Origin of the sequence: Rhodopseudomonas sp. AAP120, from assembly GCF_001295845.1 — a bacterium.
Taxonomy (GTDB): Bacteria; Pseudomonadota; Alphaproteobacteria; order Rhizobiales; family Xanthobacteraceae; genus Rhodopseudomonas.
This window is the reverse complement of sequence record NZ_LJIC01000046.1, coordinates 42,123-65,251: the sequence shown is the minus strand read 5'-3', so window position 1 is coordinate 65,251 and position 23,129 is coordinate 42,123. Positions and strand designations below refer to the sequence as shown.

Below are 23,129 nucleotides of genomic sequence, written 5' to 3'. Positions count from 1 at the left end.
AGATTACGCGAGGGCGCGCACGCCCTCGCCGTTCACCGCGACGATTACCTGAGCAATTGCAGCACGCTCTGCTGCGACTGGTTGGCCAGCGACAGCGCCGAGACCGCGATCGACTGACGGGTCGACAGCGCCTGGCTGTTGGCGGCTTCTTCGTTGGTGTCGGCCAGCGTCAGGTTCGACGAGCCGGTCTGCAGCACGTTGATCAGGTTCTTGGCGAAGTCCTGACGGATCTGCACGATCGAGAGGTTCGAGCCGTAGGACGACGCCTGCGAGCGCAGCGTGGTGGACGCGGTGTTGAGCGCCGCCAGCGTCTTGTTGGTGGCGGCGTTGTCGATGAAGTCGACGCCGGACACCAGCGTCGGCAGGCCGAGCGCAGCGGGGCTGAGCGCGGTGCCGACGATGTTCAGCGTCGACTTGCCGGTCTCGTTGAACACCAGCTTCAGCGTGTCGCCGTTCAGCAGGTTGACGCCGTTGAACGAGGCGTCCTGCGACGTGGTGGTGATCTGCTGAATGACGTTGTTGTACTGCTCGACCAGCTTGGCGCGCGCCATCTGCGAGGTGACGTCGGCGACCGGCGGGTTCGGCGTGCTGAACGTCAGCGTCGCCGTGATGGTGCCGCCGAGCGTGCCGCCGTCCGCGACCGAGCCGAGCGTCGACGACGCGTAGTCGTTGTTGGACGAAATCGTCAGCAGGCCGTTGGCGTCGATCTGCGCGATCATGTTGTTGGTGGCGAGCTTGGCGTTGAGCTGCGCCAGCGACTTGACGGTGCCACCGGTGCCGTCGCCGAAGGTGATGCTGACCGGCGAGCCGCCCTTGAACGAGGTGAAGGTCAGGCTCTTGCCGGCGACGCCGCCGCTGCCCGAGGCGCGCGAGGCCTTGAACTCGGTCGAGGTGCCGGTGTTGCCGGCGAGGCCGAGCGCCAGCATCGCGTTGCCGGTGCCGCTGATCGTCAGGTCGGAGGCGCTGCCGGTCGAGATCTTCAGCGAGCCGCTCGACAGCGAGGAGTTCGCCGAGCCGGTCTGCGTGGTCAGCGTCGCGCCGCCCTGGGCGAGCTTCGCGGTCTGCACGCCGGTGGCGAGGTCGATCGCGGTCAGCACGTCGGCCATGGTGCCGCCCTGCAGATACACGGTCGAATTGCCGAGGCCGTCGGTTTCGACGTGGCCGGTGACACCCGGATGCGTCAGGGACGGCGTCGGCGTCGGCGCATTCTTGAAGGTGATGGTCTTGCCGTTGACGTTCAGCGTCGAACCATCCTCGATCAGCGTGCCGATCGTGGACGAGCTGGTGGTGCGGGTCGCGGTGATCGTCGCCGGGCCGGGACCGGTCGAGCCGGTCAGGCGTAGCGAGTTGAGGAAATCGGCCGGACCGGTGATGCTGAGATCGGCGCCGGTCGATGTCTGCAGCGTCACCGCACCGGAGTTGAGCTGCGACGGCGTGCCGTTGGCCGAGAACGTCGCGACGCCGCCCGAGATCGTCGCCGTCTTCACGCCGCTGGCCAGATCGATCGCGGTGAGCACGTCACCGACCGTGGCCGAGGTGAAGGTGTTGCTCGTCCCCATATAGATCGTCGAATTGCCCGACGTATCGGTGACGATGTTGCCGAGCACGCCGGAGCCGGCGAGCAGGCCCGCGGCGCTCGGCGGATCGCTCGACTTGAACACCACCGACTTGCCGTTGACCGTCAGCGTGGTGCCGTCGGCAATCGCCGGCCCGAGGCCGCCGACCGAGTTGAACAGCTTGGTGGTGGCGGTGATCGCGGTCGCCGCGCCGGTGCCGAGCGCGACGTTGACGGTGGCGCCGAAGCCGAGCTTCGCCAGCACCAGGCCGCCCGTCGAGTCGCTGACCGACAGCGCCCGGTTGGTGCCGGTGTGCAGCTGGATGTGGCCGTTGGCATCGACCACCGACGGATTGCTGGTGTTGCCGTTGATGGTGTCGACGGTGGCCAGCAGCGCGCTGATCGGCTGGTTGATGCCGATCGTGTAGTTGCCGTTGCTGTCGGCGCTGGCCGAGCCCGTGGTGGTGAAGGTGACGGTCTTGCCGTTGACGGTGATGGAGTCGCCGGCCTGCGGGCCGGTCGGCGTCACGGTCGAACCGTTGGTCAGCGAGCTGATCAAGTCGGCGCTGGTCGCCGTCGCGGTCGCGGTGCCGGTGTAGAGCACGGCGCCGGTCGCGGTGGCGTCCGCCGCGGTCGCCTTGGTGATCGCGGTGCCGCTGATGCTGCCGACGCCGCCACCGAGCGTGTCGGTCAGCGACACGCCGTTGGTGCCGCCGGCGCTGCCATCGTTGACCACGGCGCTGGTGGCGGTCGCGCTGGCGAAGGTCTGGGTGCCGCGCAGATCGTCCGGGGTGGCGCCCGCGATGGTCGCCGAGACGTTGGACTTGGTGGAGTAGCCGACGTTGGACTGCAGCGCCTGGTTGGCGATCGACTTGGCGGTGTCGATCAGCTTGTTCAGCGAGGTGATGCCGGTGTTGGCCGCCTGCAGGATCTGCACGCCGTTGCTGATGCCGTCGAGCAGGTTGTTGATGTCGCTGGCGCGGCTGTCGAGCCCTGCCGCGGTGAAGAAGTTCGTCGGATTGTCGAGCGCGGTGTTGACCTTCTTGCCGCTCGCCAGCCGATTCTGGGTGGTCGACAGCAATTCAGCGGTCGATTGCAGCGAAAGCAGATTCTGGCGAACCGCTGCCGAGAGAACCACATCAGACATGGTGCAAACCTTCCTGATCCGCGCTGGGCGACGACTTCGGTCGTACGCTGCTGCTCGCGTCGGGGCAGTGCCGCGACGCTTGCCGGTTGTGTTTAGACGCCTGTTCTGGAGAGGGACCTCGGCCGCACTCGCGCACGGTCCGGATCAGCACGGCCGATTCTCGGCCTACCTTCTTCCTGAGCATGGGGACTATGCCGAGGGGTCTTTAAGATATGGTTAACAGCCGATTAAGGACCCGCCCGGCGGAAAAATCCGTGTCTTTTCAATGCCAGGAAGCGGCGGCGCGGGACCTGGGCACCGGCAAGCGGTCCCTGGACGGGCCTGATTCGGGCTCGTCGCCGCAGCTTTCCGGCCACCGTTAAGGGACTGGTGAGACTCCGTCCGGCCGGCGACATGGTTAATCGATAATTTACGCCGCGACCCGAGTATCAGCGCGATCTACACGAGCGACTCGGAGGTGCGTAGGATCGCCCGAAGAGCATGATTCCTCAGGCCGATTCGGACACCCCATGCCGCCCACCAAGGCCTCTGCCACCTCTTCGTCCCACGACAAATCCTACGAGCCGGTGCTGATGCTGATGCGCGCCCGGGTGCTGCATCAGGGCGGCCAGTACGACGAGGCGAAATCGCTCTACAAGAAGGTGCTGAAGAAGAGCCCGAGCAATTTCCAGGCGCTGCACTTCCTCGGCCTCGCCGAATATCAGAGCGGCCACTACGACGCCGGCATCCGCTCGATCAAGCGGGCGCTGATCGAAGATCCGAAATCCGCGCAGGCGCACTCCGATCTCGGCAGCGTGCTCAACGCCGCCAGGCGCTACGACGAGTCGCTGATCGCCTGCGACAAGGCGATCGCGCTCGATCCCACGCTCGCCTTCGGCCACGCCAACCGGGGCAACGTGCTGATCACGCTGGGCCGTTTCGACGATGCCCTGGTCAGCCTCGACAAGGCGCTCGAACTGCTGCCGACCCATGCCGACACCTGGAACGACCGCGGCAACGCGCTGCACAAGCTCGGCCGCTACGACGAAGCGCTGGTGAGCTACGAAAAGGCGATCGGGCTCGATCCGCAGCACGACGTCGCCTGCATCAACCGCGCCACCACGCTGAAAGAACTGAAGCGCTTCGACGAGGCGCTGGCGAGCTACGACCGCGCGCTCAAGATCGGCAAGCGGCCGATGGAAGCCGGCATCGCCCGCGCCGACCTGCTGCTGCAGATGCGCAACGTCGAGGCCGCGCTGGCGACCTGCACGGCGCTGCTGAAGATCGAGCCGAGTTCAGTGCCGGCGCTGACCGTGCTCGGCAACTGCATGGCGACGCTCGGCGACGCCGACACCGCGACCGCGCTGCATGGCCGCGCGCTGGCGCTGCAGCCCAACTACGAACCGGCAATCTCGAGCCGGATCTTCTCGATGGACTTCTGCTCCGATGCCGACTTCCAGTCGCAGCAGGCGGCGCGCGCGAGCTGGTGGCAGCATGTCGGCGCGCGGCTCTACAAGGCCCACGCCGCGCCGTTCGCCAACGATCGCGATCCGGAGCGCCGCCTCGTGGTCGGCTACGTCTCGGCGGACTTCCGCCAGCACTCCGCGGCGTTCTCGTTCCGGCCGATCCTCGAGCATCACGACCGCAGCAAGGTCGAAGTGATCTGCTACTCGGGCGTGGTGGTGCCCGACATGGCGACCAAGGCGTTCGAGACCATCGCCGACAAATGGCGCGACAGCTCGCAATGGACCGATGCGCGGCTCGCCGACACCATCCGGGCCGACAAGGTCGACATCCTGATCGATCTCTCCGGTCATTCCGCCGGCAATCGCCTGCGCGTGTTCGCCCGCAAGCCGGCGCCGGTGCAGGTCACCGCCTGGGGCCACGCCACCGGCACCGGCCTGCCGGTGATCGACTATCTGTTCGCCGATCCGGTCGCGGTGCCCAAAGAGGTGCGGCCGTTCTACGCCGAGGCGATCTACGATCTGCCGTCGATCGTGATCATCGAGCCGCCGCCGGCCGGGCTGCATTCGCCCGAGCTGCCACTGGACCGCAACGGCTATCTCACCTACGGCTCGCTCAACCGCATCAGCAAACTGTCCGACGCCGCGATCGCGGTGTGGGCCCGGATCATGACCGGCAATCCGACATCGCGGTTGATCCTGAAGGATCACCAGATCGACGACCCGGCGGTGCGCCAGACGCTGCTGGAGAAATTCGCCGCGCAGGGCATCGCCGCGGACCGCATCACCCTGCTCGGCTCGACCTCGCGGCAGGATCATCTGCGGACGCTGCGCGAGATCGATCTCGGCCTCGACCCGTTCCCGCAGGCCGGCGGCGTCTCGACCTGGGAAGCGCTGCATATGGGCGTGCCGGTGGTGAGCAAGCTCGGCAACACCGTGGCGAGCCGCGTCGGCTCGGCGATCCTGTCGGCCGCCGGCCTGCCGGAATTCATCGCCACCGATGAAGACCGCTACGTCGCCATCGCGCTCGCGCCCGACCACGACAAGCTGCGCGCGATCCGCCGCGGCCTGCCTGCCTTCATCGTCGAGCGCTGCGGCCCCGTCGCCTACACCCGCGCCGTCGAAGACGCCTACCGCACCATGTGGCACCGCTGGTGCGCCACGCCGGCGGACGCGAAGGCGGTGCTACCCGGGACGCGGTGAGCAGCGCGCCAGCCCCTGAGCAGCGCGCCAGCCACGGCACACTCCTAACTGACGCGACGAACAATCGTTTTCATGTCGTCATGGCCGGGCTCGTCCCGGCCATCCACGTCTTTGACGCCCATTGGTCTCAGCGTCAAGAATCAGGTTGGTTGGTAACACATCACAGCAAGCACAACCTCATGGTGAGGAGGCGCGTAGCGCCGTCTCGAACCATGGGCCACAGGGAATGCGTCGGCCATCCTTCGAGACGCCCGGCTTCGCCGAGCTCCTCAGGATGAGGACTCAGTGCGTGTGGTAAGCGCCGCAAGGTTGGAGAAGGTGTCCGATCGGCAGCCCCCGCCTCACACCCCCGCCCCGCCGCTCTGACTCGGCGGCGCCGCCTTGTAAGGCGCGACGATCATCTCGCGCGCGATCAGTTCATCATCGATCGACGGCAGCTGGCTCTCCAGCGGCGCGCCGAACTTCAACACCGGGTACAACTTCTGCGCCGGGTTGATCTCGACATTGCAGAACACCGGCCCCTTGCGCGCATAGACATCGGCGAGCTGCGCCGCGATGTCGCCGCTGCGGCTGATGGTGACGACCGGCAGGTCCATCGCCTCGGCGACCTTGGCGAAATCGACGAAGGACAGCCCGCTCGGCGCATCGACGCCGACGTAGTTGGCGTCGAGCCAGGTCTCCAGCGTCTGCTTCTGGATGCCGTGGCCGTGATTGTTGAACAGGAACAGCCGCAGCGGCAGCCGGTGCCGCGCCAGCAGCGCCAGCTCGCCGAGCGTCAGCATCAGCCCGCCGTCGCCGATGATACACGTCACGCCGCCTTTGGCCTGCACGGCGGCGCCAATCGCGGCCGGCAGCGCGTAGCCCATCGCGGTGTTGTTCCAGTCCGAGATCAGCCGCTGGCCGCGCTTGATGCGGAAGCCGTTGCAGGTCCAGGTCAGATTGCCGCCGGTGTCGACATAGATCAGTTCGTCGCTCGGCGCGGCATCGCTGAGCTTGTCGACGAAGTCATAAGCATCGACGTGCCCGGCATTGGCGCCGGCCGGGCCCGGGCGATCATCGGGCAGTGCGCCGCGCCAATGCGCGATCTTCGCCAGCCAATCGGCACGCGGCGGCGCGGCCTCGAGCGCACCCAGCAGCTTCGGCACGAAGGCGTCGAGCCGCGCTTCGATCCGCGTGGCGATGCGGATGCCGCGGCTGTCGAACTTGTCCATCTCGCCGCGACTGGCATCGACCATCACGATCGTCGCCTCGCGCGCGAACGACGGCAGGATGCCGCCGGTGACGTTCTGCGACAGCCGGCTGCCGAGGCACAGAACGAGGTCCGCATTCTGGATCGCGAAATTGCCGAGCCGCGGCCCGTACACGCCGAACGGCCCGACGCGCAGCGGATGGTCGTGCGCGATCAGATCGGTCGCCGCCCAGGTGGTGAGCACCGGCATGCCGAGCCGATCGACCAGCTGATCGAGCGCCGCGCCGATCCGCGGCGTCGACAGCCCGCCGCCGAGCACGACGACGGGCCGTTTCGCCTGCGCGATCACCGGCAGCAGCGTGGCGATTTCGGCGTCGAGGTCGCTGGTGGCGATCTGCGCCTCTGGCACGAACGACGCCAGCGCGTCGGGGTCGATCTCGGCGCGCTGTAGATCGTCCGGCAGATCGATCAGCACCGCCCCCGGCCGGCCTTCGAAGGCGAGGTAGTACGCCTTCTCCAGATGATAGCGGATCGTCGCCGGATCGCTGATCTGCACCGCATACTTCGTCACGGTGGCGAAGATCGACGGCACGTCGGTTTCCTGGAAGCCGAGCTGGCGGACGTCGTTCTGGCCCTTGAGCCGATGCGTCGCCACCTGCCCGGTGATCATCAGCGTCGGCACTGAGTCGTAGTACGCGCAGCACACGCCGGTCAGCAGATTGGTGGCGCCGGGACCGCTCGTGGTGATGGCGACGCCGAGCTTGCCGGTGGCGCGCGCATAGCCGTCGGCCGCGATCGCCGCGGCCTGCTCGTGCTGCGGGAAGATCGGCGTGACGTCCGGATGCTTCGCGGCGGAATCGAACAGATGCACCGCGGCGCCGCCGGAGATGCCGAACACATGCGTGACGCCGCGCCGCGCGAGGAAATCGATGACGTAGTCGGAGAGCTTCACGCGAACCTCCTGGCGCAAACGGCTTCGCTCAATTGCCGTGCCGGCGTAGCTTGTAGATGTTGGGATCGGCCGTCAGCCGCGCGACCAGCGCCTCGCCGCCACCCCGCCAGCCGTCGTGCACCACCGAGAAATTGCGGCCGCTGGTGGCGGCGCGGCCGGCCTTGAATGCCCATTCGATGCAGCCAAAGATGTCCTCGATCGTCGTGCCCTGCTGGCCGCTGTCGAGAAATTCCATCGTCCGGCGCAGATTGATTCCGGCGTCGTCGCCGGCCTCGACGGTCTGCCGATGGATCTTGGTATTGACCCAGCCGGTGCCGACCGCGATGGCGTGGACGTCGGGATACTCGTCGTCGAGCAGCTCGCACAGCTTCACCAGCATCACCTTGCCGAGGCAATAGGCCGAGTAGTTGCGGAACGGGCCGTTGATGCCGCCGCCGACCAGGAACGCGACCTTCGCGGGCGACGATTGATCGCGATGCGGATACAGCGCATGCAGCAGCCGCATCTGCGCGACTGAATTCAGCGACAGCGACGCCGCCCAGTCGTCGAAATCTCGACCGAAGAAGCCGCCGATCGGCGCCAACTGCCCGGCAGCACTGATCAGCCGCGCCCATGGCTTGCCGAGCGCCGCGATCTCCGCCGCCGCGCCGCGCACGCTGGCGGCGTCAGCGAGGTCGCAATGCACCAGATGAATGCCGGCATCGGCCGTCAGCTCGGCGAGGTTGTCGCTCGACCGATACGTGCCGATCACCTCATGGCCCTGCGCGCGATACAGCTGAGCCAGCCGGACGCCGATGTCGCTGGAGATCGCCGCGATGATCACGCTGCCGGGCATCTAGCGGGCTCCGATGTTGCTGTAGGTCTTCGCCGCGGCCTGCACAAAGTCCCGAGCCAAGGCGCCGTTGTTATCGCTCATCAGCCCGAACCAGGGATCGTCACTCTCCGTCATTGCGAGCGAAGCGAAGCAATCCAGAGTCCCGCGCACCGCACTGGATTGCTTCGTCGGCTGCGCCTCCTCGCAATGACGGGGGGAGGTTCCGAACTGCAACAACGCCAGCGGATAGTCGAGCTGTGCCAGCGCCAAGCTCGCTGGATTGCCGATGTCGCGGTGATAGCTGCCGTTGTGGAACGAGCCGATCCGGCCCATGAAGGCCGGTAGCACCTCGGTGGAGAAATCGACGACCTCCTTGCCGAGGCCGGCGATGAAGTCGATCACTTCCGGTTCGACCACATACACCGCCGCGTTGGCGAGGTTGCCCTTCGGATGGGGCGGCTTTTCGTCCATCTCCAGCACGCGGCCTTCCGCATCGAGTGAAAGGATGCCGCAGCTTTGCGGATGGTCGGTAACGAAACTCATCATCGTCATCGCGCAACCCTGCGGCCGCGCTGCGTGTGCGGCCAGGAAGGCGCGCGGATCGAACTGGCTGAGATTGTCGGCATGGGCGAACAGCGTCGGGCCTTCGGCGAAACGCTCACGCTGCCGCAGCAACGTGCCGGCGGTGCCAAGTAATTTTTCTTCCGGCGCCAGGATCACGCGGTCGGCCCACGGGCTGCGGCGGATGTAGTCGCTGACCAGCTCGGCGTGGTGATGCAGATTGACGACGATCTCGGTGAAGCCGGCGTCGCTCAGCATCTCCAGCCACAGCCCGAGCAGCGGGCGGCCGGCGATCGGCATCAGGCATTTCGGCAGCACGTCGGTCAGCGGCGCCAGCCGCGTACCGAGTCCCGCCGCCACCAGCAGGGCCTTGGCTGGCGCGCTCACGCGTCGAGTTCCTTGATGATATCGGCGGTGGTGACCGGGATGTTGCCGATGCGGCCGACCTGACAGGCGGCGGCGATCGAGGCGAGATAGGCGCTGCGCCAGATGTCGCTGCCGACCGCGAGCGCCAGCGCCGCGCAGACGAAGAACGAGTCGCCGGCGCCGGCTGCATCCTTCGGCGCGGTGTTGAACGCCGGCAAGCGATCGGTCAGCACCGAGCCGCGCCCGGCGGCGGCGTGCACCAGCAGACCTTCGGCCGCCAGCGTCAGGATGACGTTCTTGGCCTTCGCTTTCTGCCGCAGCGCCTCGACCAGCACGACGAGACCGGAGTCGAAATCTCGCAGCGCCAGCCGCGCCTCGCGCTCGGTCGGCTTGATCAGCAGCATGTTCCTGAAGCGCGAGATGTCGCCGACCTGCGACGACGACTGGCTGTCGGCCACCATCGGAATCGATCGTTCGCGACACAGTGCGCTGATCGACTCGACCAGCTTGGTCGGCAGGCAGCCATAGTTGAAGTCCGAGAACACCACGAGATCGGTCGAAGCCAGCTTGTCGCGCACCGCCGCCAGCATGGTTTCCTGCAAATCGGCGTCGATGTCGTGCTGCTTGAGATGGCTGACGCGCAGCAGCGTTTTGTTGCCGGCACGGAAGCGCTGCTTGTTGGTGGTCGGCCGACTCTCGTCGGTGAGGATGGTGGCATCGACCTGATAGGAGGCGAGCCGCTCGCGCGCCAGATCCGCCATGGCGTCCTTGCCACCGACGGTGAGCAAACTCACCTTGCAACCCATCCCGGCGGCGTGACCCGCGACGATGCCGGCGCCGCCGACGAACAATTCGCGCAGCACCGGCGTGACCACAATAGTCGGATCTTCCTGCGACATGCCGAGCGGATCGCAGGCGATGTACTCGTCCATGATCAGATCGCCGAGCACCAGCACGCGCAGCGACGGAAACTGCCCGAGGATGGCCTTGAGATCGGCGAAGCCGAAGCGATGGCGACGTGGATAGTCCAGCGGCTTGAAGATCGACGACGGATTGAACTCGCGGAATTCGCGGCGGATCAGGTCCAGCGACGAGAACGCCACTTCGCCCGACGAGAACAGCAGCTTGCCGCCGTAGCCATCCAGCACCGGCTTTTCCGGATTGTCGGCGTTCTCGTGCTCCTTGCCCTTGACCACCACGGCGGGCTTCAGCGCGGCGATGAAGTCTTCAAGCTTATCATGCAGCAGGAAGGCGTGATTGACGAAGCCGATGGCGTTGACGCCTTCGAGCCGCAGATCCTTCGGCAGCATCCAGTCGTAGCCTGGATCGGCCGCGACGCCGACGACGAGGAAGTCCCCGCATTCGGCGGCGAACTTGAGCAGGCGCAGATGACCAGGATGCACGATGTTGAAATTGCCGGAGACGAACACGATGGCGCGGTCCGGCCCGGCTTCGGCCCGGATGCGTTGCAGCGTCGTTTCGGTCTCGGGGTGCAGCATCGCCGTCACTCTAACGTCGGATCGATTTCGATCAGCGGCCGCACGCTGCGGCGGTGTTCGAGATCGTCGAGAGCGGTGTTGATGTCGGCGAGCGCGTAGCGGCGCGTGAACATCGAGGCCAGCGGCAGCTTGCCGTCACGATACAGGCCCGCGAGCAGTTCGATGTCGTGGCCGGGCCGGCTGTCGCCGCCCCAGGTGCCGAGGATGCGCTTGCCGCAGATCAGCTCGAACGGATCGAGCGCAATCTTCTCGCCGCTTTTCGGATGCGACGCGAACACGCAGAGGCCGCCGAACCGCCGCGTCGCGTCGAACGCCTGCTCGATCACGCGGGTGAGCCCTGCGGACTCGATCGCGAAATCGACGCCGAGGCCGCCGGTCAGCGCGCGGATCTGTTCGGCCGGATCGTGCCGCGAGGCGTCGATCACCGCGGTGGCGCCGAGCTCGCGCGCCATCTCCAACTTGGCCGGCTCGACATCGACGGCGATTAGTTGCTTGCAACTGAACAGCTTGCAGGCCATCAGCGCCGACAGGCCGATGCCGCCGAGGCCGAACACCGCGAGCGTCGAGCCCGGCGGCGGCTTGGCGATGTTGATGACGATGCCGGCGCCGACCGGCAGCGCGCAGCCGAACAGCACCGCGACATCCATCGGCACGCCGGGCGGCAGCGGCGTCACGCGATTTTCCGCCACCACCGCGTATTCGTTGAAGGTCGTCACTGCGCCGGCGTTGATGAAGCCGTTGCCGGCCTTGTAGCGGATGCCCTGGGCGTCGGCGCCCGGCCCCTTGATCCAGCCGAGAATGACGCGGTCGCCCGGCCGCACCTTGGTCACCCCCTCGCCGATCTCGACGACGACGCCCGAGCCTTCATGGCCGAGCATATGCGGCAGATAGCGATCGACCCCGCGCCCGCCGCGCGCTTCCATCACCTGGCTGTGGCAGACGCCGGAGTAAGCAAGCTTCACCAGCACCTGCCCGGCCGCCAGGGCGGGGGCTTCGACGGTTTCGATGCTGAGCGGCTGATTGAGCTCGCGGAGCACGGCGGCGCGAAAGGTCACGGACATCGCAAGCTCCGTGGACTTGTACTCCGATCTCTCCCCCTCATTGCGAGGAGCGCAGCGACGAAGCAATCCACAGCCCCGTGCTCGGCGCTGGATTGCTTCGCTTCGCTCGCAATGACGGGGTGAGACTGTGCCATCATCGCATCCTCAGAACGGCCCGGAGAACCACGTCCCCGGCACGTCGTGCGGGAATTGGCGTTGGGCGATCAGCGACGCCGTCTCGACGTCGCGGCCGAGCATGCGGCCGACGGTATCCACGATATGTTCGGCGCGAACGTGATAATTCTTGGTCAGCGCCGGGCTGGTTGCCTCCGGCACACCCGGCGCGGCGAGCCGCTGCGGTGCGGCTTTCAGGCTGGCGAAGTGATCGGTCGCGATCCGCGCCACGATCTCGCCGGCGACGCCGCCGGTGAGATGCCCGCTGTCGAGCGCCAGCAGCCGGCCGGTCTTCTGCACCGAAGCGATCACCGCCGGCCAGTCGAGCGGCCGGATGCTGCGCAGGTCGATCAGGTCGCACGCGATTCCCTGCGCCGCAAGATGATCGACCGCGTGCAGCGCCTCGACCGTCATGTAGCTCATCGCCACGATCGTCAGCGCGTCGCCGCTGCGCACGACGCGTGCGGTGCCGATCGGCTCGCGCACGTCGCCGGCCGGCACGTCGCCCTGCATGTTGTGCAGCCAGCGATGCTCGAGGAAGATCACCGGATCGTCGTCGAAGATCGAACCGAGCAGCAACGTCTTGGCATCCGTGGCCGTGGTCGGCATCACGACCTTCAGCCCAGGGATATGCGCGAACCAGGATTGCAGGCTCTGCGAATGCGTCGGGCCCTGGCCCCAGCCGCGGCCGATGATCATCCGGATGGTGATCGGCACGCCGCGCTTGCCGCCGAACATGAAGCGCCACTTCGCGGCGTTGTTGACGAGCTGATCGAGCGACAGCAGCGCGAAGTCGAGCCGCTGATGCGTCAGCACCGGCCGCATCCCGTTCAGCGCGGCGCCGATCGCAAAGCCGGTCATCGCTGCTTCCGAGGTCGGCATGTCGAATACGCGATCGGGGCCAAACTGCTTGTGCAGATCGAGCGTGGTGCCGAACACGCCCTTGGGATCGTCGGTGCCGAGGCCGAAGCAGATCACGCCGGGATCGGCCGTCAGCGCGGTGGCAAGCCCATCCCGAATGGCGGCGGCGAATGTTGTGCTCATCGCGCCCTCCTCAGCCCGCCGCCGACACGAGCGCGTCCGCCGCATAGACGTCGGCGAAGGCGTCTTCGGCCGGCGGGAACGGCGAGGCTTCGGCGAAGGCAAACGCCTCGTCGATCTCGGCATCGATCGTCGCCTGCATCGTCGCGACATCGGCCTCGCTGATCACGCCCTCGGCGATCAGCGCGCGCTGCAGCGCCGGCACCGGATCGCGCAGCTTCCACGCCTCGTATTCGGCGATGCTGCGGTAGCCGATGTCGTTGTCGTAGTTCGGCCCGCAATGCTCGCGCCAGCGATAGGTCTCGAACTCGTAGAACCGCGGCCCCTCGCCGCGCCGGATCGCCGCGACGCCGTCGCTCAGCGCGGCATGCACCGCGCGCGCATCGTTGCCGTCGCCGTGATGCGTCGTCAGGCCGAAGCCGGCGACCAGCTCGTACAGCTTGCGGCCCGGCGGCTGCCGGACGCTCAGCGGCGAATACACCGAGTAGCCGTTGTTCTCGCACAGGAACAACACCGGCAGCTGCTTCACGACGGCGAAGTTCACCGACTCGAAAAACACGCCGGTCTCCGGCACCGCGTCGCCGAGGAACACGCAGGCGATCTGCCCGGTGTTGTTCAGCTTCATCGGATAGGACAGCCCGACGCCGACCGGCACGGTGCCGCCGACGATCGCGGTCGAACCCATGAAGCCGACGCTCTCGTCGATCAGGTGCATCGAGCCGCCTTTGCCGCGGGCGCAGCCGGTGACCTTGCCGTAGATCTCGGCGATCATCGCCTTCAGCGATCCGCCCTTGGCCAGATAGTGCGCGTGCGCGCGATGGCCGCTGACGGCGAGATCGGTCGGCTTCAGCACCGCGCCGGCCGCGGCGGCGACCGCCTCCTGCCCGACCGACAAATGCGTCGGGCAGCGCATTTTTTGCTCGCCGTAGCGCGCCGCGATGGTTTCCTCCACGCTGCGGATACGCAGCATGTCGAACAGCAGGCGGCGCGACGTCTCGGCGCTCATGAAGCGAACCAGGTCATGGGATGAACCAGTAGTAATCGCCGGTGTACCCGATCTCGGCGAAGAACGCGGTCCACTCGTCGACATGCATGATGGTCTGCGCGGTGAGATTCCACGCCATCATCCGGCGCTTCTCCTCTTCGTCCCGATACGCATCCACGGTGATGAACGCGCCCTTGCGCGCCACCCGCTCGATCTCGCGCAGCGCGGTGGCGCAGTCGTCGCGGACCAAATTGTGCACGGTGTTGATCGAGATCACCACGTCGAACGATTTGTCGGCGAACGGCAGCCTGGTGGCGCTGGCGACGCTGACATGCGGCTTCATATCGTCGATGGCGTGGTCGATCGCATAGTCGGAAATATCGACGCCCTTGACGGTGATGCCGGGGATCAGCTCGGCCATGTCGTGCAGCATGAAGCCCTTGGCGCAGCCGACGTCGAGCACCGACGACGACGCGGTAAGGCCGAAATGCGACTGAAAGGTCGGGATCACCGGCTGCCAGAACCGCGGTATGTAGCCAAACCCGCCATAGCCGTGGCGGCGGTCGCCATCGAAGAACTCCTTGCCGAACTTGCGCGCGACGGCGCGGTCCTCTTCGGATTTGGTCTGGCCGCGCTCGTCGACATTGCGCTTGGTGCGCGGATAGTTGACGAGCAGATCGATTTCCTGGCCCATTCCCGGCCTCACGGCTTGTGCTGATAGTCGAAGGGTTGCGTCTTGAGCACGTCGAACCAGCGGTCGACCCAGGCGATGGTCTGGTCGATGCCCTGCTCCAGCGTGACCTGATCGCGCCAGCCGAGCTCGCGGCGGAGCTTGCCGCTGTCGAGCTTGTAGGCCGCGTCCTTGCCGAGCCGGTCGCCGACGATCTCGACGTGATCGCCGAAGGCGACGCCCATCCGGGCGCAAATCATCTCCACCAGTTCGCGGATGGTGACGATACGGTCGGTCGAGATGTGATAGGTCTCGCCGAGCTTGCCGTGTGCAGCGATCCGGCGAGTCGCATCGGCGACGTCGGAGGCGGCGATGAAGGAACGCTCCGAGGTGCCGCCGCCGTGCAGCTGCAGTTTGCGGCCGAGCCGGATGAACAAAATGGTGCGCGGCACGATGCGATACAGTCGCTGCCCGGGGCCGTAGACATTGGCGGCGCGCGTGTACAGCACCGGGAAGCCATAGGCGCGGAAGTAGGAGCGCAGGCTCATGTCGCCGGCGGCGCGTGACACCGCGTAGGGCGTCGACGGATCGAACGGCGCATCCTCGGTCAGCGTGCCGGTGGCGCCGCCATACACTTCGGGCGTGGTGACGTGGACGTAGCGATCGAGGAAGTCGCAGTGCCGCAAGCGTTCGTGCAATCGCACGGTCGACACCACATTGGTCATGAACCAGTGGTCGGGATTGGCCCAGCTCTCGCCGACCATGCTCTGCGCGGCGAAATTGATGATGCAGCCAAACCGCTCGGCCTCGATCAGCGCCATCAGCGCGTCGAGATCGTGGTTGAGATCGAGCTGGCGGAAACGGAAGCGCGAGGTGTCGGTCCAGCGATAGGGCAGGAACGCCTCGTGCGGCTCCGGCGAGCGGCTGACGCCGACCACGTCCATGCCGTGGTCGAGCAGATCGCGCACCATCTCGGCGCCGGTGAACGAATTGCTGCCGAGCACCAGAACCTTTCCGAACGCCGCGCCGGCCTTCGCATCGGGCGACGACGCGGGAATCGGTCCGGTCACGCCCCGACGCTCCGCTGCATCCAGCGCAGATTGTAGTGCCGGTCCTCGTTCTTCAGTTCGCCGCGCTGGAACTTGACGATGATCTCGCGGATCGCGTCGTTGACGGTCTTCTTCGGCTTGAAGCCGGTGGCGAGCAGCTTGTCGGAGTTGATCCGGTAGGAGCGCGGATCGTTGGATTCGGTCACGGTGATCTTGGTCGGCACCTGGGCGTCGACCATCCTGGCGATGTCGAGGATCGAGATGTTCTCGAAGCCGGCATTGTAGATGCCGCGCAGCTCGGGGCGGTCGAGCAGCATCACGTAGAGGTCGGTGATGTCGTCGATGTGGATGTTGGGGCGAACCTGGGTGCCGCCGAACACGGTGATCTCGCCATTGGTCAGCGCCTGCATGGTCAGCATGTTGACCGAAACGTCGAGCCGCATCCGCGGCGACGGGCCGCAGACTGTCGCCGGGCGTACGATCTGCACCGCCATGTCGCCGCCGTAGCTGAGCATCACCCGCTCGGCCACCATCTTGGTCTTGTTGTATTCGGAGATCGGCTCCAGCGTCAGATCCTCGGTGACCTCAGCCTCGTCCTTGATGCCGTAGACGCTGCCGGAGGACGCGTAGATGAAGCGCTTGATGCCTTCGCGCGCCGCTCGGTCGGCGAGCTGCATGGTGGCGAGCGCGCTGATCTCCCAGGTCAGTTTGGGATTGAGATCGCCGCACGGATCGTTGGCCACCGAGGCGAGATGGATGATGGCGTCGATGCCCTCCAGCGGGACCGATTTGGCGTCGCGCACGTCGCCGCGCACCACCGTCAGCGCGGGGTGCTGCGGCAGGTCGTTGCCGAACCACATGATATCCAGCGCCACCACCTCGTCGCCGCGCGCCAGCAGCTTCGGCACCAGCGTGGTCCCGACATAGCCGCAGGCGCCGGTCACCAGGATCTTCATCGCGTCATCCCACCAAGAACGTTCAAGACATGAGATCGTGAGAGCAGATGTCTCGGGGCACGGCCGGACCGGGACGACCGGCTCCGCCGCAGGTTCGCTACGCAAGGCTCGCTACGCAAACGCCACACCGGGATCGCGGCCATGCCGGATCCACGAATCACTGCTCTCTATGTTTCCAGAGATACACGCATTTCTGCACGCGCTGGTAGGGCCGCGCGGCGCGATCAGCCGGCGGCCGGCAGCGGCACGCGTTGGCCGCAGGCGAAGTCGAGGATCGCGTGGCACAGCGTCAGATGGCCGATCTCCACGAAGCCGTATTGGTCGGAAGCGAGATAGAAATTGATGTCGCCCTGGCTGCGCAGCGGATTGTCCGGCGCAAAGCCGCTCAGCGTCACGATCCGGCAGCCGCGCTGTTCCGCCACCGCGACCGCGTTGAGGATGTTGGGCGAACGGCCGGAGCTCGAGATCGCGATCAGCAGGTCGCCGGGCTGGGCGAACAGATCGATCTGGCGCGCGAACACCTGCTCGTAGCCGAGATCGTTGCCGAGGCAGGTGAGCATCGCGCCGTCGTTGAGGCACACAGCGCGCAGGCCGCCGTTCTTGGAGTAATCGACCGCCATGTGGCTGGCGATGGCGGCGCTGCCGCCGTTGCCGATGAAGATCAGCTTGCGGCCTTCGGCATGCGCCTCGCGGGCCCAGGCGATCACCAGCGACGCCGCGACTTCCTGGCCGAAGCTGTGACCGTCGCGATCGGACACCTGGGTCGCGGCCAGCGCGTCGCGCAGCACGTCGAAATAGCCGAGCATCTGCTTGCGGGAGACCAGCGGGCTCGGAGCGACATCCGCGTGGATATCACCCGATGAGTCTTCGGAGTGGGACTCTCGGGATTGCTGATCCCGGGCCTGCATCTTGCGCGACTTCATCATCCGTGCCCCAGGCGCCCAAGATGCGCTTGATTCGTCACTAATGACTGAATCGCAATCAACTGGCAACGCACAGACATCCACAGACATGAAGCAGCGACCAGCGAAGTCCCCCACGCCGTCCGCGCAACCACCCTCGGCAAGTTACTAGGATGATGCGGATCGCCAGATCGCTCGCGGAAACGGCTCGGGTTCCCAGCGTCAGCAGGCGTGTCGCGACTACGCCGGCGGCAGCCCGGGCATCGCTTCCTTGCGCGTCAGGAAGGCGCTGCCCTGCTTGTAGGAGGTCGGCAGGTCGGCCAGCGACTGCGCACGCCGCCAGCCGGTCTTCTGCGTGAACAGGCGGACGCCCGCGCCGGCCGCGTAGTCGAAGATCGCGGCAGCGTTGGCGTCGCTGCCGATCTCCAGCATGACATCGAGGCTATCCCACTGCGCGGCCGGCAGCGAGGTGATGATCACCGCCTCGTGGCCTTCGGCGTCGATCTTGGCGAAATCGACCGCGGCCGCGATTTTGCTGAAGGCCTCGAGCCGCACCTTGAAGCGGTCGATCTCGCCATAGGGATCGCTCTTGGCGCCGGCGATGTGGCTGCCGGTGGTGTTGCCGCGCAGCCGGAGAAACTCCGCCTCGCCGGCCTCTGCCGACACGGCGGCTTCGTTGACGTGGACGGAGGCGATGCCGTTGGCGCGCATGTTGGCCTGCAGCAGCGCGACGTGCTCGGGATCCGGCTCGTAGGTTTCGACCGCAAAGCCGCAGCGCGCCATCACCAGGCTGTGCAGCCCGATATTGCCGCCGATGTCGGCGGTCTTTCGGTAAGTGCCGCGGTTCTGCCAATAGAATGCGAACAGGATCAGTTCGTCGAGCCCGAACAGGTCCAGCGAGTCGACCGCGCCCATCGCATGATAGGGGAAAGTGATCGGCCCGAATGGTCCGAACGGGACATCCGTGCCGCCCTGCCCGAACAGCGTCACCACAGCCTGCCGCGCGGCGGCTTCGAGCGCCTGATACGCGGTGCCGCCCGGGGCATGGTGATGCGCCAGCTCCGGCAGCGCCGCGATGATCGCGGCGAGAACCTCGTGCGCCGCCGGCGCGCGGCGTGCGGCGGACTGGGACGACGCGGTGCTACCTGGTACCGGGGCGGTCTGGTTCATGAATCGACGCCGTCGCTGATGAGCCGATGAATCACTCCGACCACATTTCGCCGGAGAGGGCAAGCGAATGCCCGTGCGCCAGTCCGGCTGGAAGGCCAGACCGGCCGCCACAAACGAAAGCGGCGGGGTTTCCCCCGCCGCCTCCAGATCGTTAGTTCGACAGTCGCTGCGGATCAGCGCAGGAGCTGGAGCACGCCCTGCTGCGACTGGTTGGCCAGCGACAGCGCGGACACCGCGATCGACTGGCGGGTCGTCAGCGCCTGGCTGTTCGCCGCTTCCTCGTTGGTGTCGGCCAGCGTCAGGTTCGACGAGCCGGTCTGCAGCACGTTGATCAGGCTCTTCGAGAAGTCCTGACGGGCCTGCACGATCGACAGGTTCGAACCGAACGCGGAGGACTGCGACCGCAGGGCGGTCGAGGCGGCGCTCAGCTTCGTCAACACCGAGTTGGTGGCGTTGTTGTCGATGAAGTCGACGCCCGAGCTCAGGGACGACAGGCCGAGGCCGGTCGGGTTGAAGGTCACGCCCTGGATCGAGATCGTGGACTTGCCGGTTTCGTTGAACACCAGCTTCAGGTTGTCGCCGTTCAGCAGGTTGACGCCGTTGAACGAGGAGTCCTGCGCGGTGGTCTTGATCTGGTCGAGCACGTCGTTGAACTGCTTGACCAGGCCGGCGCGGGTCGTCTGCGCGTTGACGTCGACCACCGGTGCGTTCGGCAACGAGAAGGTCAGCGTCGAGGACAGAGTGCCGCCGATCACGCCGCCGTCCGCGCCACCCAGCGTGTGGGAAGCGTAGTCGTTCGACGCCGCGATCGTGAGCTTGCCGGAGGCGTTGTCGATCGACGCCGTCAGGTTGTTGGACGCCAGCGCAGCGTTGAGCTGAGCGAGCGACTTGACGGTGCCGTTGGTGCCGTCGCCGAAGGTGACGTTGGTGGCCGCACCGCCGTTGAAGGAGGTGAAGGTCAGCGTCTTGCCGTTCAGGCTGCCAGCCGCCGCGCCGCGAGCCGCGGTGAACGAGGTGGCGCTACCGCTCGGGCCGGTGAGGCCGAGGGCCGCCAGCGCGTTGCCGGTGCCGTTGATGCTGAGGTCCGACGCGAGGCCGGTCGACAGCTTCAGCGAGCCGCTCGTGATCGACGAGTTGGCCGTGCCGTTGGCGGTCGCGATGGTCGCGCCGGCAACACCCAGCGCCGCGGTGCGGACACCGGTGGCAAGGTCGATGGCCTTGAGGACGTCGTCGACAGTGCCCTTCTGCAGGTACACGGTCGAGTTGCCCTGGCCGTCGGTCTCGACGTTGCCGGAGATGCCCTGGTGGGTCGACGACGCGGTCGGAACCGCGGCATTCTTGAACGTGATGGTCTTGCCGTTCACGTTCAGGGTCGAACCGTCGGCGATCAGCGTGCCGAGGGTGGTGCCGCTGGTGGTGCGCTGCTTGGTCAGCGTCAGCGGGCCCGTGCCGGTGGCGGTGGTGAGGCCGAGGCTCTTGAACAGATCGGTCGAGGCCGTGATGTTCAGGTCAGCGCCGGTCGAGCTCTGGATGGTGGTGATACCACCCGAGACGGCCGAAGCAGTCTGGCCGGAGTTGGTGCTGATGGTGGCCACGCCGTTCGAGATCGACGCCGACTTGACGCCGTTCGCGAGATCGACCGCGGTCAACAGATCGCCCACCGTCGCGTTGGTGAACTTGGTCTGGTCGCCGAGGTAGATCGTGGAGTTGCCGTTGCCGTCAGTGCCGATACGGCCGAGAACGCCGGTGCCCGTCGGGATGTTGTTGCCCTGCGGAGCATCGGAGGTCTTGAACGTGATGGTCTTGCCGTTCACCGAGATGGTGGTGCCGTCGGCGATCGCCGTGGTGGTGAGGCCACCATGGGTGTTGAACAGCTGGGTGCTGCCCGAGATGTTGGCCGACGCGGTCGACGCGGCGGTGTCGACGGTCTGCGCGGTCAGGCCGAGCTTGGCCAGAACGGCGCCGCCGGCATTGTCGCCGACCGTCAGCGGGCTGTTGGTGCCCGAGTGCAGTTCCAGCTTGCCGGCGGTGACGGTCGAGGAGTGACCGGTGTTGCCGTTGATGTCGTCGATGGTGTTGGCCAGCTTGGTCAGCGTCTGGTCGAGACCGATCGTGTAGTTGCCGTTGCTGTCCTTGCTGGCGGCGCCGGCGGTGGTGAAGGTGATGGTCTTGCCGTTCACCGTGATCGAGTCGCCCGCAGCCGGACCGGTCGCCGTGGTGGTCGAACCGTTGGTGAGGTCGCTGATCAGGTTGGAGCCGGCCGCGGTGGCGGCGGCGGTACCGACGCTGAGGACGCTGCCGAGCGCGGTGTTGTCAGCCGCACCGAGAACGGTGACAGCCGCAGACGCCGCGATGCTGACGATCGCGCCGCCGAGCGTATCGGTGCCCGAAGCAGCGGTGGTGCCGCCGGCGGTGCCGTCGAAGATCACGTTGCCGGTGGCGACACCGTTCGTGAAGCTCTGCGTGCCGCGGAGGTCGTCTGCAGTGGCGCCGGAGATCGTGGCCGACACGTTCGACTTCGTGGCGTAGCCCGAGGTCGTCTGCAGGGCCTGGTTGGCGATCGACTTGGCCGAGTCCACCAGCTTGGTGAGCGAGGTGATGCCGGTGTTGGCGGCCTGCAGGATCTGCACGCCGTTGCCGATGCCGTCCAGCAGGTTGTTGATGTCGCTGGCGCGCGCGTCGAGCGAAGCAGCGGTGAAGAAGTTGGTCGGATTGTCGAGAGCCGAGTTCACCTTCTTGCCGGACGAGAGGCGGCTTTGGGTGGTGGCGAGCAGATCAGCCGTGGCCTGGAGCGACGAGAGATTCTGGCGAACGGCGTTCGAGAGAACGATACCTGACATGTGATGCTACCTTCCTGGTGCGCAAATACGATCTTCTTGATCGACCGCGGAACCATGACGGTGAGACTCTAAAAATGCGTAAAGGAGAGGCAGAGGCTTTAACGGACCAGAACGCGCGTAAAACCACGTGGTTAGTCCTCGTGAAACAACGAGGACGGACGCGTATTTGCCGGCGAAGCGGGCAGCGCTTTCGTCGAAAGATGCTGGATTTGGTGAGGCTTGCGAGGATCGCGACGCATCGGCACGCGAGTGACGGCCGCCGCAGGATCACAGCAACGGCGATCTAATCGTTGACGGATCTTTAACTAGGCGGCGTCTTCCGCACTCTGGTGATCCCCGCGTCAGCCCGCCGGGGTTGCTCAGTGAGACCGGCGTAGATGCGGGCGGAGGGCCAGCACGAGCGGGACGATCAGGGCCGCCGTTGCCGATGACGCCAGCACGCCGACCGTGCGGCTGCTGTGATCGGCGATCGTGCCATACAGGATCGGCGCGAGACCGCCTGCACAGATGACGCTTGTATAGAAGACAGCGAACGCACGTCCGGTATCCCCGCTCGAGAGCTCGGGGACAGTGCCATAGAGCACTGACGATGTGCCGTTCAGCACGATGCCGAGCAGCGGCAGCAGAACGAACGTCAGCGGCAGCGGGGTGAACAGCGTCGCCACGATCAGCAAGGCAGTCACCGCCTCGGTGATGATGACGGTGCCGACGACGCCGAGCCGCTCGCCGAGCCACGCGCATGCCGCCTTGCCGAACGCACCACCGATGAACAGCAGTGCGAGCGCGGCCCCGACAGCCTGCAAGCCGCCGCCCTGTCCATGGATCAGGAAGGGCAGAAACAGCAGATATCCCATGCGGGTGGCGGTATCCAGCGCACCGATCGTGGTGAGGATGCGAAAGCCGCCGCCGCCGCGCCCGGGCGTGGCGGCCTCGACGACATTGTTCGCCGCCGCCGCCGGCGGTGTCAGCATGGCCAGCGCGGCCACGATGACTGCCCCGAGCCCCGCCATCAACCCCAGCACCGATTGCCAGGCGAGGATCGGCAACAGCAGCGCGACTGCCGCCGGCAAGGCCGCTTTGCCGAGATCGCCGGAGAAATTGTAGATGCCGAGCGGCTGCCGTGAGGCGGTGCCGTAGTTGGCGACCACCAGCATCGAACCGCGCGGATGCTGGATGCTCGATCCGATGCCGGCCACGACCAAACCGACGCAGAGGCCGGCAAAGCCGAACGGCAGCGCCATCAGCAGCAAGCCCGCCGCAGCCGCGGCGGTGGACAGGATCAGCGCCGCGCGCGGTGACCAGTTGCGGAGCGCCCGGTCGGCCGGGATCTGCAGCCCGCCCATGGTGCCGAAATACAAGGCCCGCACCACAGCGAGCATCGCGTAGGACAAGCCGAATTGCGCCTGCCAGACCGGCAGGAAGGCGTACAGCGCATCGGTGTAGCCGTCATGAAGCGCGTGGGCGAGGCATGCGGCCAGCAGGCTGCGCGATTTTTCGCGCTTCGATGGTCCCGATGCAGCGTGGCATGCACGCGCTCCGGACGCCTCCGCCACCTCCGTCATCGGCATGATCCC

General features: G+C 66.5%; 16 protein-coding genes. 1 reads left to right on the top strand and 15 read right to left on the bottom strand.

The window, feature by feature from the left end; translation table 11 throughout:
- Positions 1 to 44: 44 nt before the first annotated feature.
- Positions 45 to 2,702: a DUF1522 domain-containing protein gene (locus tag IP86_RS08455; protein ID WP_054162074.1), complete on the bottom strand. Its 2,658-nt coding sequence runs from the start codon at positions 2,700 to 2,702 to the stop codon at positions 45 to 47.
- Between the two features lie 509 nt (positions 2,703 to 3,211).
- On the opposite strand from IP86_RS08455, the gene IP86_RS08450 reads away from it, so the two are divergent.
- Complete coding sequence (locus tag IP86_RS08450) at positions 3,212 to 5,347, top strand: O-linked N-acetylglucosamine transferase, SPINDLY family protein (protein ID WP_054162073.1); 2,136 nt, start codon at positions 3,212 to 3,214, stop codon at positions 5,345 to 5,347.
- A gap of 341 nt (positions 5,348 to 5,688) precedes the next feature.
- Here the strand turns inward: IP86_RS08450 and IP86_RS08445 are convergent, their stop codons facing one another.
- The 14 genes from IP86_RS08445 to IP86_RS08380 all read right to left on the bottom strand — a co-directional run bounded on the left by IP86_RS08445 (position 5,689) and on the right by IP86_RS08380 (position 23,108).
- The gene (locus IP86_RS08445; RefSeq protein WP_054162100.1) at positions 5,689 to 7,488 is read right to left on the bottom strand and encodes a thiamine pyrophosphate-binding protein; all 1,800 of its coding nucleotides are present in this window, start codon (positions 7,486 to 7,488) and stop codon (positions 5,689 to 5,691) included.
- A 28-nt stretch (positions 7,489 to 7,516) separates the two neighbouring features.
- Positions 7,517 to 8,323, bottom strand: a complete 807-nt coding sequence (locus IP86_RS08440; protein WP_054162072.1) for an SDR family NAD(P)-dependent oxidoreductase — start codon at positions 8,321 to 8,323, stop codon at positions 7,517 to 7,519.
- The gene (locus IP86_RS08435; RefSeq protein ID WP_054162071.1) at positions 8,324 to 9,250 is read right to left on the bottom strand and encodes a nucleotidyltransferase family protein; all 927 of its coding nucleotides are present in this window, start codon (positions 9,248 to 9,250) and stop codon (positions 8,324 to 8,326) included.
- On the bottom strand, positions 9,247 to 10,728 hold the full coding sequence (locus IP86_RS08430; RefSeq protein ID WP_054162099.1) for a PfkB family carbohydrate kinase: 1,482 nt from the start codon (positions 10,726 to 10,728) through the stop codon (positions 9,247 to 9,249). The genes IP86_RS08435 and IP86_RS08430 overlap by 4 nt, the downstream gene beginning before the upstream one ends.
- Positions 10,729 to 10,733: 5 nt before the next feature.
- Entirely contained in the window at positions 10,734 to 11,789 is a 1,056-nt protein-coding gene (locus IP86_RS08425; RefSeq protein ID WP_054162070.1) for a zinc-binding dehydrogenase, read from the bottom strand.
- Between the two features lie 144 nt (positions 11,790 to 11,933).
- Positions 11,934 to 12,986: an alpha-ketoacid dehydrogenase subunit beta gene (locus IP86_RS08420; protein WP_054162098.1), complete on the bottom strand. Its 1,053-nt coding sequence runs from the start codon at positions 12,984 to 12,986 to the stop codon at positions 11,934 to 11,936.
- Positions 12,987 to 12,996: 10 nt separating this feature from the next.
- A complete protein-coding gene (locus tag IP86_RS08415) occupies positions 12,997 to 13,989 on the bottom strand; it encodes a thiamine pyrophosphate-dependent dehydrogenase E1 component subunit alpha (protein ID WP_054162069.1) in 993 nt (330 codons plus the stop codon).
- A gap of 13 nt (positions 13,990 to 14,002) precedes the next feature.
- Positions 14,003 to 14,662 carry a class I SAM-dependent methyltransferase gene (locus tag IP86_RS08410; protein WP_054162068.1) on the bottom strand — a complete coding sequence of 220 codons (660 nt, stop codon included), beginning with the start codon at positions 14,660 to 14,662 and terminating at the stop codon, positions 14,003 to 14,005.
- A gap of 8 nt (positions 14,663 to 14,670) precedes the next feature.
- Entirely contained in the window at positions 14,671 to 15,708 is a 1,038-nt protein-coding gene (locus tag IP86_RS08405; RefSeq protein ID WP_054162067.1) for a GDP-mannose 4,6-dehydratase, read from the bottom strand.
- Positions 15,705 to 16,643 carry an NAD-dependent epimerase/dehydratase family protein gene (locus tag IP86_RS08400; protein ID WP_054162066.1) on the bottom strand — a complete coding sequence of 313 codons (939 nt, stop codon included), beginning with the start codon at positions 16,641 to 16,643 and terminating at the stop codon, positions 15,705 to 15,707. The genes IP86_RS08405 and IP86_RS08400 overlap by 4 nt, the downstream gene beginning before the upstream one ends.
- Positions 16,644 to 16,867: 224 nt before the next feature.
- On the bottom strand, positions 16,868 to 17,569 hold the full coding sequence (locus IP86_RS08395) for an SIS domain-containing protein (protein ID WP_082363893.1): 702 nt from the start codon (positions 17,567 to 17,569) through the stop codon (positions 16,868 to 16,870).
- Between the two features lie 216 nt (positions 17,570 to 17,785).
- Entirely contained in the window at positions 17,786 to 18,715 is a 930-nt protein-coding gene (locus IP86_RS08390) for an FkbM family methyltransferase (protein WP_054162065.1), read from the bottom strand.
- A gap of 173 nt (positions 18,716 to 18,888) precedes the next feature.
- On the bottom strand, positions 18,889 to 21,555 hold the full coding sequence (locus IP86_RS08385; RefSeq protein ID WP_054162064.1) for a DUF1522 domain-containing protein: 2,667 nt from the start codon (positions 21,553 to 21,555) through the stop codon (positions 18,889 to 18,891).
- 359 nt (positions 21,556 to 21,914) lie between these two features.
- Positions 21,915 to 23,108: an MFS transporter gene (locus tag IP86_RS08380; RefSeq protein WP_502693992.1), complete on the bottom strand. Its 1,194-nt coding sequence runs from the start codon at positions 23,106 to 23,108 to the stop codon at positions 21,915 to 21,917.
- Positions 23,109 to 23,129: the final 21 nt, after the last annotated feature.

Excerpts from the sequence above, each read along its gene's own strand:
- IP86_RS08455 (WP_054162074.1), bottom strand. The coding sequence starts at position 2,702 with ATGTCTGATGTGGTTCTCTCGGCAGCGGTTCGCCAGAATCTGCTTTCG.
- IP86_RS08450 (WP_054162073.1), top strand. The coding sequence starts at position 3,212 with ATGCCGCCCACCAAGGCCTCTGCCACCTCTTCGTCCCACGACAAATCC.
- IP86_RS08440 (WP_054162072.1), bottom strand. The coding sequence starts at position 8,323 with ATGCCCGGCAGCGTGATCATCGCGGCGATCTCCAGCGACATCGGCGTC.
- IP86_RS08430 (WP_054162099.1), bottom strand. The coding sequence starts at position 10,728 with ATGCTGCACCCCGAGACCGAAACGACGCTGCAACGCATCCGGGCCGAA.
- IP86_RS08425 (WP_054162070.1), bottom strand. The coding sequence starts at position 11,789 with ATGTCCGTGACCTTTCGCGCCGCCGTGCTCCGCGAGCTCAATCAGCCG.
- IP86_RS08420 (WP_054162098.1), bottom strand. The coding sequence starts at position 12,986 with ATGAGCACAACATTCGCCGCCGCCATTCGGGATGGGCTTGCCACCGCG.
- IP86_RS08415 (WP_054162069.1), bottom strand. The coding sequence starts at position 13,989 with ATGAGCGCCGAGACGTCGCGCCGCCTGCTGTTCGACATGCTGCGTATC.
- IP86_RS08410 (WP_054162068.1), bottom strand. The coding sequence starts at position 14,662 with ATGGGCCAGGAAATCGATCTGCTCGTCAACTATCCGCGCACCAAGCGC.
- IP86_RS08400 (WP_054162066.1), bottom strand. The coding sequence starts at position 16,643 with ATGAAGATCCTGGTGACCGGCGCCTGCGGCTATGTCGGGACCACGCTG.
- IP86_RS08395 (WP_082363893.1), bottom strand. The coding sequence starts at position 17,569 with ATGATGAAGTCGCGCAAGATGCAGGCCCGGGATCAGCAATCCCGAGAG.
- IP86_RS08390 (WP_054162065.1), bottom strand. The coding sequence starts at position 18,715 with ATGAACCAGACCGCCCCGGTACCAGGTAGCACCGCGTCGTCCCAGTCC.
- IP86_RS08385 (WP_054162064.1), bottom strand. The coding sequence starts at position 21,555 with ATGTCAGGTATCGTTCTCTCGAACGCCGTTCGCCAGAATCTCTCGTCG.